General features: G+C 42.8%; 16 protein-coding genes. All 16 read right to left on the reverse strand.

Annotated elements, in window-relative coordinates:
- Positions 1-8: 8 nt before the first annotated feature.
- Positions 9-1,595, reverse strand: a complete 1,587-nt coding sequence (gene fliF / locus NSQ23_RS09250) for a flagellar basal-body MS-ring/collar protein FliF (RefSeq protein ID WP_339170360.1) — start codon at positions 1,593-1,595, stop codon at positions 9-11.
- 26 nt (positions 1,596-1,621) lie between these two features.
- On the reverse strand, positions 1,622-1,915 hold the full coding sequence (gene fliE, locus NSQ23_RS09255; protein WP_339170363.1) for a flagellar hook-basal body complex protein FliE: 294 nt from the start codon (positions 1,913-1,915) through the stop codon (positions 1,622-1,624).
- A gap of 12 nt (positions 1,916-1,927) precedes the next feature.
- Positions 1,928-2,365: a flagellar basal body rod protein FlgC gene (gene flgC / locus NSQ23_RS09260; protein WP_339170366.1), complete on the reverse strand. Its 438-nt coding sequence runs from the start codon at positions 2,363-2,365 to the stop codon at positions 1,928-1,930.
- Positions 2,366-2,368: 3 nt separating this feature from the next.
- Complete coding sequence (gene flgB, locus NSQ23_RS09265) at positions 2,369-2,749, reverse strand: flagellar basal body rod protein FlgB (RefSeq protein WP_339170368.1); 381 nt, start codon at positions 2,747-2,749, stop codon at positions 2,369-2,371.
- A 141-nt stretch (positions 2,750-2,890) separates the two neighbouring features.
- On the reverse strand, positions 2,891-3,670 hold the full coding sequence (codY, locus tag NSQ23_RS09270) for a GTP-sensing pleiotropic transcriptional regulator CodY (RefSeq protein WP_004891076.1): 780 nt from the start codon (positions 3,668-3,670) through the stop codon (positions 2,891-2,893).
- 12 nt (positions 3,671-3,682) lie between these two features.
- Complete coding sequence (gene hslU, locus NSQ23_RS09275) at positions 3,683-5,062, reverse strand: HslU--HslV peptidase ATPase subunit (protein WP_339170372.1); 1,380 nt, start codon at positions 5,060-5,062, stop codon at positions 3,683-3,685.
- A gap of 12 nt (positions 5,063-5,074) precedes the next feature.
- The gene (gene hslV, locus NSQ23_RS09280; protein ID WP_269767874.1) at positions 5,075-5,623 is read right to left on the reverse strand and encodes an ATP-dependent protease subunit HslV; all 549 of its coding nucleotides are present in this window, start codon (positions 5,621-5,623) and stop codon (positions 5,075-5,077) included.
- Positions 5,624-5,631: 8 nt separating this feature from the next.
- Complete coding sequence (xerC, locus tag NSQ23_RS09285; protein ID WP_339170377.1) at positions 5,632-6,534, reverse strand: tyrosine recombinase XerC; 903 nt, start codon at positions 6,532-6,534, stop codon at positions 5,632-5,634.
- A gap of 60 nt (positions 6,535-6,594) precedes the next feature.
- Positions 6,595-7,893 (reverse strand): FADH(2)-oxidizing methylenetetrahydrofolate--tRNA-(uracil(54)-C(5))-methyltransferase TrmFO, encoded by a 1,299-nt coding sequence (gene trmFO, locus NSQ23_RS09290; RefSeq protein ID WP_339170379.1) that lies wholly within the window; start codon positions 7,891-7,893, stop codon positions 6,595-6,597.
- Between the two features lie 46 nt (positions 7,894-7,939).
- On the reverse strand, positions 7,940-10,009 hold the full coding sequence (gene topA / locus NSQ23_RS09295) for a type I DNA topoisomerase (RefSeq protein WP_339170381.1): 2,070 nt from the start codon (positions 10,007-10,009) through the stop codon (positions 7,940-7,942).
- Between the two features lie 104 nt (positions 10,010-10,113).
- On the reverse strand, positions 10,114-11,001 hold the full coding sequence (gene dprA, locus NSQ23_RS09300) for a DNA-processing protein DprA (protein WP_004891083.1): 888 nt from the start codon (positions 10,999-11,001) through the stop codon (positions 10,114-10,116).
- A 61-nt stretch (positions 11,002-11,062) separates the two neighbouring features.
- A complete protein-coding gene (gene sucD, locus NSQ23_RS09305; RefSeq protein ID WP_006323032.1) occupies positions 11,063-11,965 on the reverse strand; it encodes a succinate--CoA ligase subunit alpha in 903 nt (300 codons plus the stop codon).
- A 19-nt stretch (positions 11,966-11,984) separates the two neighbouring features.
- Positions 11,985-13,145: an ADP-forming succinate--CoA ligase subunit beta gene (gene sucC / locus NSQ23_RS09310; RefSeq protein ID WP_004891085.1), complete on the reverse strand. Its 1,161-nt coding sequence runs from the start codon at positions 13,143-13,145 to the stop codon at positions 11,985-11,987.
- Positions 13,146-13,266: 121 nt separating this feature from the next.
- Positions 13,267-13,530, reverse strand: a complete 264-nt coding sequence (locus NSQ23_RS09315) for an EscU/YscU/HrcU family type III secretion system export apparatus switch protein (RefSeq protein ID WP_339170385.1) — start codon at positions 13,528-13,530, stop codon at positions 13,267-13,269.
- 1 nt (position 13,531) lies between these two features.
- Positions 13,532-14,311 carry a ribonuclease HII gene (locus NSQ23_RS09320; RefSeq protein WP_339170387.1) on the reverse strand — a complete coding sequence of 260 codons (780 nt, stop codon included), beginning with the start codon at positions 14,309-14,311 and terminating at the stop codon, positions 13,532-13,534.
- Between the two features lie 57 nt (positions 14,312-14,368).
- Positions 14,369-15,223 (reverse strand): ribosome biogenesis GTPase YlqF, encoded by an 855-nt coding sequence (gene ylqF / locus NSQ23_RS09325; RefSeq protein WP_339170389.1) that lies wholly within the window; start codon positions 15,221-15,223, stop codon positions 14,369-14,371.
- Positions 15,224-15,225: the final 2 nt, after the last annotated feature.

Genomic DNA, 15,225 nt, shown 5'->3' on the forward strand with positions numbered 1-15,225 from the left:
CCCCTCCTTTATTCCTCTGCAAGCCATGTTCTTAGCAATTTCGCAAATTCTTCTGGTTTTTCTTTTGCGAGTTTTTCAAGTTGCTTGCGACGCAATGTGGATTCTGTTTCGACTTCTTCGTTGACGTCTGGAATTTCTACTGCCACTTGTTGTTCTTGCACTGGTTGTTCGTCCATTTCTTCTTTCTTGCGTTTGCGCAACCATAAAAAGACGATCAAAGCAAGAAGCAAAATAAGCGCTCCGCCACCAGCTATATATGCCCATGTCGGAATCGTTGTAGTTTCTTCGTCAAACTGCACCTTTCCGTTAAACGGTTGTACAGAAACGACAACGCGATTTTGCAAATCGTTGTCCGTCCATTGTCCTGCAATTTCTTTGTCGACTGACGTACGCACGATCGTACCTAAAATTTTTGTAATGTCATCAACCGTTTGTGCAGGAAGCGAATTCGGATCATTAGGTTTTGGCGGTTCAACCATTACTTGAATACCTAAATCTTTTATTTTATAAGGACTTGAAACAATTTCCCTTTTTATTCTATTAACCTCGTTATTAATCGTTTCCTCAATTCGCTCATAATCCCCATTTGTCTCGCCATTTGCTCCTTCATACCCTGGCACCTCGTTTTCCCCTACGCCCGCTGTGCCGCCCGGTTGAGCCCCTTGACCGGAAAACGTTTCAGTAATGCGCTGTATGCTTACTGCAATGCCTTCCATATTTTCTTTATCTACTGGCTCAACAAGCTCTTCTTGGCGATTTTCTTGCGTGAAATCAACGTCGGCTGTGACAGAAACGACGACTTTATCTTGTCCCATCATCGTTCCTAACATTTGTTGCACGCGACGTTGAATGTCGCGTTCAATTTGTTGTTTCACTTCATATTGTTCAGCAAACGTTTTGCCAGACGAAAAATTTTCATCATTTTTTAAATCAAAGTACTCAAAATATTGGTTCATAATGACGATATTATCAGTAGGAAGGTTCGGCACGCTTTTGGAAACAAGGTGGTATAATGATTTAATTTGCTGCTCATTAAATTTATACCCTGCCTTTGTTTTCAAAACGATCGATGCAGATGCCTCTTCCTGTTGGTCGCCAACAAAGATCGTCGGCTGGGGTAGATTAATCATCACCTTTGCGTCTTCTACCCCGTCGATACTTTTTATTAAATTAGCAAGTTCGGTTTGCATCGCCTCAATTTTTAATACGTTAAATTCGTTATCTGTCATGCCGAAACCAGAGTTTTTTCCGAAAAACGAATAATCGATGCTTCCGCTATCGGGAATGCCTTCAGCGGCTAGTTCGACTTTTAACGTATTGACAAGCTGTTCGGGCACTAAAATCGTCGTGCCGTTATCGGCAACTTGCGACTGAATACCGCGCTGATCAAGCGTTGCCTTAATTTGTCCCGCTTCTTGCGGCGATAAATTGCTGTAGAGAGGAACAAAATTCGTTCGCGTCGCCAAAAAAGCGGTAAGCGCAACGGCAACAACCAACAATCCCACAAGACCTAAAGCCATCATTTTTTGTTGTTTTGTTCTCTCGCTCCAAAACAATTTTAATCGTTCTATCGCTTGTTTTAATCGCTCGTTCATATGCTTCCTCCGCTATCTCATGAGGTCTATACTTGCATTCTCATCACTTCTTGATATGCTTCGATCACTTTATTACGCACTTCAATCGCTAATTGAAGCGACACACTTGCTTTTTGTGAAGCGATCATCACATTGTGCAAATCAACGTTTTCTCCTTTTGCTAACTTTGTTGTCAGTTGATCTGATTGAATTTGCTGTTTATTTACTTCGTTAATCGCTTCTTTTAAAAATTGAGAAAACGCCCGTTGTGCTTCCGCGGGCTTTATCGATTGCTGCTGTACAGCTGGTGATAAAACTGTACGTTGGATGCGATCAATCATCGCTTATTCCCCCTATTTCCCGATTTCTAACGCCTTCATTAACATTCCTTTCGTTGCGTTTAACACCGTCACATTCGCTTCATACGAGCGTGTGGCGCTCATTAAATCGACCATTTCTTTTAACGGATCAACATTTGGTAGCTGCACATATCCGTTTTCATCTGCATCCGGATGAGATGGGTCATAGACAAGTTTAAATGGCGTTTGATCCTCAACAATTTTCGTTACCTTTACTCCACCTGCCGACCGCTCGTTCATGGCCTGACTTAAAAAAGAAGAAAACGATTCGTTTGGTTGCATGACAACCATTTTGCGACGATATGGCTGCCATTTCCCATCGACCATTTTCGCCCGCGTCGTATCGACGTTTGCCATATTTGCAGAAATGACATCCATGCGCAACCGTTGAGCAGTTAATGCAGAAGCAGACACATTGAAACTTTGAAACATATATTATTTTCCTCCTTTAATGACCGTTTTTAAGGAGTTAAACTTTCCATTCAACCGTTCAACTAACGCGTTGTAATAAATTTGGTTTTGCGCTAAATCCGACATTTCTTGATCTAGATCGACATTATTCTTATTATGATTGTAAACGAGATCGTTTTTAGTCGTCATGAAAAATTTGTTTGTGCTTCCTTTAAACTCAAAATGACGCGGATCTGTGCGGTACGCTTGCAATGCTTGATGAAATTCTGTGCGAAATTGAACGTCTTTTGCTTGAAAATTTGGTGTATCGACATTCGCAATATTGTTTGCGATTACTTTTTGTTTCAACGATGAATAATTTAACCCTTGTTCTAATATTTGGAATGTATTTGAAAACAATTTCACGACATATTCCTCCTCACATAGACACCGTTCGACACCTTTATTGTAAAAAATTATTTCCAATATGTACATAGGGAACATTGGACTATTTTTCACATACTTTAACAAAAGAGGCATCTTTCTTGCAAAGATGCCTTCTTGTTTTTAATGATGTTTTAATTTTTCAAGTTCTGTTAAAAACTTATCGTTTAATACTTTAATGTACGTTCCTTTCATCCCGAGCGAACGAGATTCAATAACTCCGGCACTTTCTAGTTTGCGAAGCGCATTAACAATGACTGAACGTGTAATACCGACGCGGTCAGCAATTTTACTTGCAACAAGCAATCCTTCTGTCCCATCTAACTCTTCAAAAATATGCTCAATTGCTTCTAATTCACTATACGAAAGCGAGCTAATTGCCATTTGAACAACAGCTTTGCTGCGCGCTTCTTCTTCAATTTCTTCCGCTTTTTCACGCAAAATTTCCATTCCGACAACAGTTGCTCCGTATTCAGCTAAAATTAAATCGTCATCATGAAACTCTTTGTCTAAGCGAGATAAAATAAGTGTTCCTAGACGTTCACCGCCACCGATAATCGGCACGATCGTCGTTAGCCCGTTTTTAAATAAATCTTTATTTTCGACAGGAAATGCCGTATACTCGCTATGAATATCAAGGTTTGGCGACGTTTCTGTAATGTTAAATAAATTTTTTGTATATTCTTCTGGGAATTGACGATCCGCTAACATTTTTTTCATTCGTTCGTTTTCAATCGTTTGTTTAATCGCAAAGCCAAGCAATTTGCCCCGACGGCTAACGACGAACACGTTTGCTTCGATGACTTCGCAAAGCGTCTCTGCCATTTCTTTAAAGTTTACTGGTTTTCCAGCTGCGTTTTGTAACATCGCATTAATTTTTCTTGTTTTTTCAAGTAAATTCATATTGCATCCTCCTTATAAAATAAACTGACTTAAATCTTTATTCCGCACAATATTTCCAAGTTTTTGCTCCACATACTGCGGGGTGATAACAATTTTTTCAAGATGCACATCTGGTGCTTCGTACAATAAATCTTCTAACAGTTTTTCCATAATCGTATGAAGACGGCGCGCGCCAATGTTATCTGTTTGTTGATTGACTTCAAAAGCAACTTCGGCAATTTTACGAATAGAATCGTCAGAAAATTCAAGTTGTATACCTTCCGTAGCAAGTAAAGCAACGTATTGTTTTAAAAGCGCATTGTTTGGTTCCACTAATATTTTCACAAAATCATCCACAGTCAGCTTCGTCAGCTCGACGCGAATCGGAAAACGTCCTTGCAATTCTGGAATTAAATCAGACGGTTTCGCCATATGAAACGCCCCGGCCGCAATAAATAATATGTAGTCCGTTTTAACTGGTCCATATTTCGTCATGACGGTTGAACCTTCAACAATCGGCAAAATGTCGCGCTGCACGCCTTCACGCGAAACGTCAGCTGATGAACCAGCTTGCCCTTTTCGCGCAATTTTATCGATTTCATCAATAAAAATAATACCTGATTGTTCAGCTAATCGAATCGCTTCTTGTGTCACTTCATCCATGTCAATAAGCTTTTGCGCTTCTTCGTTTGCTAGTACATGACGGGCTTCTTTCACTTTTAATTTTCGTTTTTTTCGTTTTTTCGGCATAAAGCTACTGAGCATATCTTGCATATTGACGCCCATTTGCTCGATGCCAGCGCCTTGAAATAAATCAAACATGAGCGGTTGTTGTTCTTCAATTTCCACGGTGACCAATTCATCCTCCAGCTCACCGTTTGCTAGTTTCCAAGCGATTTGTCTCCGCTTCTCAGCAATATGCTGTTCTTCGTGCCCGCCATCCACCTGCTCTTGCGTACCACCAAACAAAAGTTCAAACGGATTTTTCATCGGCTGCTTCGCTTTTCCAGGCACGAGCAATTCAACAAGACGCTTATTCGCCAACTCTTGCGCGCGATCTTTTACTTCGTTCATTTTTTTCTCTTTGACGATGCGCACAGACGTTTCAACGAGGTCGCGTACCATCGATTCAACGTCACGACCAACATAACCGACTTCCGTAAATTTTGTTGCCTCTACTTTTACGAATGGAGCGCCAACAAGTTTCGCTAATCGCCGCGCAATTTCCGTTTTTCCTACGCCCGTCGGTCCAATCATTAAAATGTTTTTCGGCACGACTTCATCGCGCAATTTTTCATCTAATAAACTGCGACGGTAACGATTTCTCAGCGCAATGGCCACCGCTTTTTTTGCTTCATGCTGACCGACGATAAACTGATCAAGCTTTTCAACAATTTGTTTTGGCGTTAACATGCCGCTCCCCCCTTACAGCTCTTCGACAATAATGCAATCGTTTGTGTATACGCAAATATCGCTCGCCACTTTTAATGCGGCTTCTGCAATTTGCTTCGCTGTTAAATGCTCACCCGCATACGCCTTTAACGCTCTCCCTGCCGCTAGCGCATAGTTGCCCCCTGAGCCGATCGCTAATATGCCATCGTCTGGTTCGATCACTTCTCCCGTTCCGGAAATGAGGAGTAAATGCGTGGCGTCCATGACGATCAACATCGCTTCTAATCGGCGCAACACTTTGTCGCTCCGCCATTCTTTCGCCAATTCAACCGCAGCACGCTGTAAATTTCCGTTATATTCTTCTAACTTCCCTTCAAACATTTCAAACAGCGTAAACGCATCCGCCACTGCTCCTGCAAAACCAGCTAACACGTTGCCATGAAAAAGTTTACGAATTTTCCGGGCGGTATGTTTCATCACGACAGCATTGCCGAACGTCACTTGACCATCGCCTGCCATCGCTCCTTTTCCTTGATGGCGAATCGCAAATATCGTCGTCGCATGAAATTGACTCATAAACATCCTCCTTTTTATGCCCGCGGATGGGAATGTAAATAAACGTAGCGCAAATGATCTTTCGTTACATGTGTATACACTTGCGTTGATGAAAGATGTGCATGACCTAACAATTCCTGCACAGAACGTAAATCAGCGCCTTCGTTTAACAAATGGGTCGCAAATGTATGTCGAAACACATGGGGACTTACTTTCAAAGAAAGTGCCGCTCGTTCGACGATGTCATTTAAAATATGACGCACCCCTCTTGGTGTTAACGCGCCACCGCGCGCATTTAAAAAAAGCACATCCGTCGGCACTTTTGCTTTGCTTATTAGTTGCTGACGTCCGTCTTGTATATATCGTTCGAGCGCTTCTTTGGCGTACGTACCGAACGGGACATATCGCTGTTTATTTCCCTTTCCGTAAATTAAAATGGTGCATACAGAAAAATCAATGTGCGACAGGCGAATGTTACAACATTCACTTACACGAATGCCTGTGGCATATAACAGCTCGATGATCGCTTGATTTCGTTGACCGATCGCTGTATTCAAATCATTGACAACAAACAATTGTTCTAATTCATCTGGATACAAAAAATGTGGAATTTTCTGTTCTTTCTTCGGCAACGAAGCAAGCGCAAACGGATTTTCAGAAACGATTTTCTCCCGCACTAAAAATTTGTAAAAGCTGCGCAGGCTCGACATTTTCCGGGCAATCGAACGGCTTGATTGCTTTCGCTTATGAAGCTCGGTTAAAAACAAGCGAACGTCGCTATAAGAAACATCTTGCAATCGTTTCACTTGTTCGCGCTCCATAAATTCAAAAAATTCGCCAATATCATGCTTATAACACGCAATTGTATATTCTGAATAATTTTTTTCTATTTGTAAATATTCAATGAACAAATTTAACGTAAAATTCACATTTTCCATTCGATCACCTCACAAGAGCTACTAAATAGTAGCATAATTTAGCAGCTCTTGCAATGAATTTCACAACTTTTTTAAAAAATTCTGAATTGTTCTCAATGCTCGTTCTGCATACTGTTCATTTTTTTTCTTTTTATCTTTAATCGGCTCATCGAGCGGCGCAAATAAGCCGAAATTCGCATTCATCGGTTGAAAATGTTTCGGATTGGCTGATGTGATATAGTGCGCCATGCTGCCGATCGCTGTTTCTTGCGGAAACACCACAAGTTCTTTTCCGAGTACGTAATGTGCCGCATTAATCCCCGCCACAAGTCCTGATGCCGCTGACTCAACATATCCTTCGACACCGGTCATTTGTCCTGCAAAAAATAAATCGTCTCTTTCTTTATATTGGTATGTCGGTTTTAGTAACTTCGGCGAATTAATAAACGTATTGCGGTGCATCACACCGTAGCGCACAATTTCTGCTTGTTCAAGCCCGGGAATAAGCCGAATGACTTCTTTTTGCGCCCCCCATTTTAAATGCGTTTGAAACCCGACAATGTTGTACAACGTTCCTGCGGCATCATCTTGGCGAAGTTGGACAACAGCAAAAGGACGTTTGCCTGTACGTGGATCTTCTAAGCCGACAGGTTTCATTGGTCCAAACAGCAACGTTTTCTTTCCGCGTCGCGCCATTACTTCAATTGGCATGCATCCTTCAAAATAAATTTCTTTTTCAAACTCTTTTAACGGCACCGTTTCAGCAGAGATGAGCGCATCGTAAAATCGTTCAAACTCCTCTTCTGTCATCGGGCAGTTAATATATGCTGCTTCCCCTTTGTCATAGCGAGACTTTATATATACTTTTTCCATATCAATGCTTTCTTTCTCAACAATCGGTGCAGCGGCATCGTAAAAATATAAATATGCTTCTCCTGTTAACGCCTGAAGCTGTTCCGAAAGCGGTTGCGATGTTAACGGACCTGTCGCAATAATCGTCGGACCTGTTGGGATCGTTGTCACTTCTTCACGCACAACGGTCACATTCGGATGATTTGCCACCATTTCTGTTACTTTTGCAGCAAATTCGTGACGATCGACAGCTAAAGCCCCACCGGCTGGGACAGAACAAGAGTCTGCTGCTTTCATAATGACAGAGTCTAATCGACGCATTTCTTCTTTTAACACGCCAACTGCATTCGTTAATGTATTCGCACGCAACGAGTTACTGCATACGAGTTCAGCAAATTTGTCGGTATGATGCGCTGGGGTTTGTTTGACCGGACGCATTTCATACAATCGAACACGAACACCGCGCTTCGCCAGTTGCCATGCGGCCTCACTTCCTGCTAATCCTGCTCCAATGACTGTGACTTCCATAGAATAGTCCCTCCTCGATAAAATGGGTGAGGATATGCGCCTCACCTTACTGTTGTTCGTTATATTCACATTGCGTACATTGAATGTGCACGCTTTTTTTCCCTTTTTTCTCAACAAGCATGCCGCCGCACTTTGGACACGGTCGACTGATCGGTTTATCCCACGAAACAAAATCGCACGTCGGGAAACGGTCGCAACCATAAAACATGCGTTTCTTTTTACTTTTTCGTTCGACGATGTTTCCTTCATGACAGCGCGGACATTTCACGCCAATATCTTTGACAATCGCTTTTGTATTGCGACATTGTGGGAAGTTTGAACAAGCGATAAACTTTCCAAAACGCCCCATTTTATATACCATCGGGCTTCCGCATACGTCGCAATCTACATCTGCTGATTCATCGGCTATTTCTACTTTCTCCATTTCTACTTCAGCAATCTTTAACCGTTTTTCAAACTCACGATAAAATTCATCAATAATGCGCACCCATTCGACTTTTCCTTCTTCGATGTCGTCTAAGTTTTTTTCCATTTTTGCTGTAAATTCGACATCTAAAATTTCCGGGAAAAATTGCATCATTAAATCAAGTACAATTTCGCCAAGTTCCGTTGGCACAAATCGCTTATTTTCAAGCGTTACATAATTGCGTTTTTGAATCGTATCGAGCGTCGGGGCATACGTCGATGGGCGACCGATGCCGAGCTCTTCCAACGTTTTTACGAGCCGAGCTTCCGTATAGCGCGGTGGAGGCTGTGTGAAATGTTGCTTTCCTTCAATATCTTTACTAAATACGCGCTCTCCTTCAACAAAGTCTGGCAATAGTCGTTGTTGTTCGTCTTTCGGATCGTCCGTTCCTTCTACATACACTTTCATAAAGCCAGGAAACTTAACCGTCGAACCAGTCGCACGGAAGATGACAGTTCCGTTTGATAGTTCCACTGCTACTGTGTCGAGCACAGCCGGCGCCATTTGGCTTGCGATAAAGCGCTCCCAAATGAGTTTGTATAGCTGATATTGATCGCGTGTGACATGCGGCTTAATCGCGCTAGGATGACGCCAGACGGACGTTGGCCGAATCGCTTCGTGCGCGTCTTGAGCGTTCGCTTTTTGTTTTTCTTTTCTTTTTTCTGTTGGTACATATGATGTACCGAACGTCTGTTCAATATACTGTACCGCCTCTTGTTGAGCGCTTTCGGATACGCGCGTCGAGTCTGTACGCATATATGTAATTAAACCGACCGTTCCTTCGCTTCCAAGGTCAATCCCTTCGTATAGTTGCTGAGCAACCATCATCGTTTTTTTCGTGCGGAAGTTTAATTTCCGCGCTGCTTCTTGTTGTAAAGACGATGTAATAAACGGGGCGACGGGATTGCGCTTTCGCTCTTTTTTCGTTACCGCCGTAACAACAAATTCATTGCCTTGAATATGGCTTAACACATGTTGGACATCTTGCTCTGTTTTTAAATCGAACGTTTCGCTATCAAGTCGGTAAAATTGTGCTTCAAATGTGTCGTTTCCCTTCATGAACGTGCCTTGAATCGTCCAATATTCTTCAGGTTGAAACGATTGAATTTCTTTTTCGCGATCGATAATTAAGCGAAGCGCAACGGATTGTACACGCCCTGCACTTAATCCTTTTTTTACTTTTTTCCAAAGCAACGGGCTAATATTGTAGCCGACGAGACGATCGAGCACACGCCGCGCTTGCTGGGCATGAACTAAATGCATATTGATGGCACGCGGCTGCTCAAATGACTGTTTAATCGCATCTTTCGTAATTTCGTTAAACACGACGCGACATGGTGAATCCGTATTTAAATCAAGTACATGTGCTAAATGCCAAGCAATCGCTTCCCCTTCGCGATCGGGGTCGGCCGCAAGAAATACTTTTTTTGCTTTTTTCGCTGCCGCTTTCAATTCTTTAATAACCGAGCCTTTCCCGCGAATCGTAATATACTTCGGCTCATAGTCGTTTTGTATGTCAACGCCCATTTGACTTTTTGGCAAATCGCGCACGTGGCCCATTGATGCTTTTACTTTATACTTTTTTCCTAAATATCTTTCAATCGTTTTCGCCTTGGCTGGCGACTCTACAATGACTAAGTAGTCTGACATTATTTTGCCCTCCCTCAAGAGGTAATTCGTAAAGTAAAATCTTCATTATTATTAATGATGATGTATTCATTTGTCAAACATCATTTTTCGATTTTTTCTTTCATTCATGTAAAAAGATGTCGAAATTCCTCTTCAATATCTTCACTTGACAATATTAATTTTGCTCCTTGTTGAATCAACCGATTAGTCCCGAGCGCTTCTTTTGTTGTGATGTCGCCGGGAATCGCAAACACTTCTCTTCCTTGCTGGAGCGCAAAATGAGCGGTGATGAGCGAGCCGCTTCGCTCTTTTGCTTGTACAACAAGCGTACCGAGCGATAAACCGCTAATGATGCGATTACGCATCGGAAAATGCCACGTCTGTGGGCGAACGAATGGTGGATATTCTGAAATAATTAATTGCGTTGTCGCTAATTGTCGAAATAATGATTCGTTTTCAGGTGGGTACATATAATACAATCCGCCCGCAATGACCGCAATTGTTTCACCATGATGCCGTAAACATAAACGATGTGCTTCAGCATCAATACCTTTTGCTAGTCCGCTCACAACGATCCAGCCGTTTTGGATGAGGGGTGGAAGGACGATATGCATCGCTGCGATTCCTTGGCGCGTTGGCGTCCGTGTCCCTACGACGCTAATTATTTTTTTTCGCTTAAGCAACGCTACGTTTCCTTTCGCATATAGTACCCACGGTGGATCATATATATGTTTTAGCCACTCCGGATAGCCATCATCTTTTATTGTTACAATATGAATGTTTTGTTCCTCATATGTTTTTATCATACGTTTCAATTTGTGACAATGCAAATCATGGAAAAAAGCAGTGAAATGTTTTTGGGGGATCGGAAGTAGTCGTTGAAGTTGTTGTAACGAAAGATGAAAAATAGAGGCTAGCGATGGGTCTGCATGAAGCAAGCGTGCGATACTTTTCCACCCGATGCCGCGACAATGATGCAAATGGATGAGCCGTTCGCGAGTTGTATCGTACATGATATCCCTCCTATTTATAAAAATCGTCCTAAGGTTTGTGCCTTAGGACGATTCGCGATTATTAATGTGTTTTACACTTTTCGTATAAGCCGCGTTCTTTTAATACAGAGATGAGCGTTTCGCCAATCACTGCTGGCGTTTCTGCGACTTTAATGCCGCATGCTGTCATCGTTTTAATTTTTTCTTCCGCCGTTCCTTTTCCGCCAGAAATGATCGCACCAGCATGTCCCATGCGCTTTCCTGGAGGAGCTGTTTGTCCGCCGATAAAGCCGACAACCGGTTTTGTCATGTTCGCTTTTACCCATTCGGCCGCTTCTTCTTCTGCCGTTCCACCAATTTCTCCGATCATAATGACCGCATATGTGTCTTCATCTTCGTTAAACGCCTTTAATACGTCGATGAAGTTTGTTCCATTGACTGGGTCACCGCCAATCCCAACCGCTGTCGATTGCCCGATGCCTGCTTGTGTTAATTGGTGAACCGCTTCATACGTTAACGTACCGGAGCGTGAAACGATGCCGACATGCCCTTTTTTATGAATATAGCCTGGCATAATACCAATTTTGCATTCTTCTGGTGTGATAACGCCTGGGCAGTTTGGTCCGATTAAGCGCGTTTTCTTTCCCTCCATATAGCGCTTCACTTTTACCATGTCTAGTACCGGAATGCCTTCTGTAATACAAACAACTAAGTCGATTTCTGCATCAACTGCTTCCATAATTGCATCGGCAGCAAATGCTGGCGGAACGTAAATGACAGAGGCGTTCGCACCTGTTTTTTCAACCGCTTCAGAAACCGTATCAAACACAGGCACCCCTTCAACTTCCGTGCCACCTTTTCCTGGTGTTACCCCACCAACAATGTTTGTGCCGTACTCGATCATTTGCTTTGTATGGAACAATCCTTGTGAACCTGTAATTCCTTGCACGATCACTTTCGTCTCTTTATTAACAAAAACGCTCACGTTTCTCCCATCCCTTCTATTAGCTTACTAGCGAAACGATTTTTTGCGCGCCGTCTGCCATCGATTCAGCGGCTGTAATATTTAATCCGGACTCTTCTAAAATCTTTTTCCCTAATTCAACGTTCGTTCCTTCTAAACGAACGACAAGCGGAAGATTTAAACCAACTTGTTTCGTTGCCTCAACAATTCCGTTAGCGATGACGTCACATTTCATAATGCCCCCGAAAATGTTAACGAAAATACCTTTAACATTCGGGTCAGATAAAATGATTTTAAACGCTTCTGTTACTTTTTCTGTCGTCGCACCGCCACCAACATCTAAAAAGTTTGCCGGCTCGCCACCGTAATATTTAATGATGTCCATCGTCGCCATCGCTAAGCCTGCACCGTTAACCATGCAGCCGATGTTCCCATCGAGCGAAATGTAGTTTAAATCGTATTTTGACGCTTCAATTTCTTTTGGATCTTCTTCATCTAAATCGCGGTATTCTAAAATGTCTTTATGACGATATAACGCGTTTGAATCAAAGTTAAGCTTCGCATCAAGCGCCATGACTTTTCCATCACCCGTTACGACAAGCGGGTTAATTTCAGCGATTGAGCAGTCTTTTTCAACGAACACTTGATATAAGCCTAACATAAATTTTACCGCTTGGTTGACAAGCTCCTTTGGAATGTTGATGTTAAACGCCATGCGGCGCGCTTGGAACGCTTGTAAGCCGACAGCTGGGTCGATATACTCTTTAAAAATTTTCTCCGGCGTTTTTGCAGCCACTTCTTCGATTTCTGTTCCGCCTTCTTCTGATCCCATTAATACTACGCGGGACGTCGCACGATCCACAACAAGCCCGATGTAATATTCCTTTTTAATGTCGCATCCTTCTTCGATTAAAAGACGCTTTACTTCTTTTCCTTCTGGACCTGTTTGATGTGTGACAAGCACTTTCCCTAACAGCTCACTCGCATATGTACGAACTTCTTCTAAACTTTTTGCGACTTTTACTCCCCCTGCTTTTCCGCGACCGCCGGCATGAATTTGCGCTTTCACGACACAAACGCTACTGCCGAGCTCTTTCGCCGCCTCAACCGCTTCTTCAACCGTGAACGCCACACGGCCGTTCGGCACGCTCACTCCGTAGCTTCTGAGGATCTCTTTTCCTTGATACTCATGAATATTCATACCCCATCCTCCTATGTATAAAAATAAAAGTACTAGCGCTTTCATTGTATAATGATACTTTGTCAGTTGTCTACCATTTAGACAGAAAATTCTTTAACAAAAGAAAAAGAAGCGATCGTTGTCATCGCCCCTCTGCCTTTTTTTCGACTTGATAAATAAATGCAAATACTTCAGCAACAACTTTGTACAGTTCTTCTGGAATCGTTTCGTTTAATTGTAATTGACCGAGCATCGTCGCGAGCGTTTCATCTTCATAAATGGGGACGTCGTATTGTTTCGCGCGTTCAATGATGCGATCAGCCACAGCTCCTTCTCCTTTTGCTACAACGACAGGGGCGATATGTTGTTCGTCGTACGACAAAGCAACGGCACGTTTTCGTTTCATCTCATTTCCCCCGCTTTAATCGTTCGCGAATCGGCGCAAACGAACGACGATGTTCTTCAATGACTCCATATCGCTCAATCGCTTGCAAATGCTCTTTCGTGCCGTATCCCATATGCTTTTCAAATCCGTATTGTGGATATTTCTCACCTAACTGTTTCATCATGCGATCGCGCGTCACTTTCGCGATAATGGAACTTGCTGCAATGGAGACGCTATGCGCATCCCCTTTAATGATCGATGTTTGTGGAATAGATAGTGGAATGTGCATCGCATCAATGAGCAAATGCTCGGGAGCGATCGCAAGCGCGTGGACAGCTTGCATCATCGCTTTTTTCGTCGCTTCGTAAATGTTTAGCTCATCAATTTCGCGTGCGCTAACGATGCCAATACCGATCGCAAGCGCCGTTTGTTGAATGATAGAAAACAACTGCTCTCGCTTCATTTCCGATAGTTTTTTTGAATCGTCTACATGAGGGAGATACACATCTTTTGGTAAAATCACTGCTGCGGCAACAACCGGACCAGCTAGCGGCCCTCGTCCTACTTCATCTACCCCCGCGATGTAGCAGATTCCTTTGTCGTATAGCGCCTGTTCATATCGCAACATATGCAAAAAACGTTCGCGTTCCCGTTTTTCTTCTTCTTTTTGCTTATACCATTGTTGAACGAGGCGTTGGACGCCTTTTCGCTCATCGTGTAATAGTTTTTGAAACCATTCATCTGTTTCATCGTGAATCGTTTGTAGTCTTTTTTTTATTTCTTGTATATTCACCGTCATCACTCCTTATCCCTTATATCGACAAATAAACAAAAAAATAAAGGCTCGCGTATGCGAACCTTACAGGCGATCAAAACTGAGCCGGCCTAATTTTTCTGTACGAATATCGCGCAACACAAGCTCAGCAACTTTATCGTAGTCGACGACACCACCAGCGGCTAAACAGCCTCGTTTTTTTCCGATGTCATCAAACAATTGGACGATGTCTTCTGGAATGTCCGCAAGCGCATATCGTTCTTTTAAACGATCGGGATAATGAGTAGATAAAAAACGTAACGCATACACAGCAACGTCTTGTAAGTTTAAAATGGTATCTTTAATCGCTCCCGTTGTTGCAAGTTTGTATCCGACTCCTTCATCTTCAAACTTCGGCCATAAAATTCCAGGCGTATCAAGTAGCTCGAGCTCTTTGCCGACTTTAATCCATTGTTGCGCTTTTGTCACTCCCGGTGTATCGCCTGTTTTGGCAATATGTTTTCCTGCGAGTCGGTTAATGAGCGTTGATTTTCCGACGTTTGGAATGCCGACAATAAGCGCACGCATCGCCCGAGGACGTTTAATTCCCTTTGCTATCATTTTTTCAAATTTTGGGCGCAACTTCTCTTTGGCTACCGCTACCATTTGCTTGACGCCTGTTCCGCTTTGTGAGTCGATCGCAATCGCTTCAATTTGCTGCGCAGCGAAAAAGTCGATCCATTGTTTTGTCACATCGGGATCAGCCATATCCGCTTTGTTTAACAATATGATGCGCGGTTTATTTGCCACAATTTCATCAATTAACGGATTGCGCGATGAAAGCGGAATGCGCGCATCAACAAGTTCAAATACGATATCAATGAGCTTTAGCTTTTCCGTTACTTCCCGTTTCGCTTTCGCCATATGGCCGGGAAACCATTGAATCGTCATCGTTGCCACCT

Origin of the sequence: Anoxybacillus sp. FSL W8-1294 (assembly GCF_037965005.1) — a bacterium.
In the GTDB taxonomy this organism is placed as follows: domain Bacteria; phylum Bacillota; class Bacilli; order Bacillales; family Anoxybacillaceae; genus Anoxybacillus; species Anoxybacillus flavithermus_G.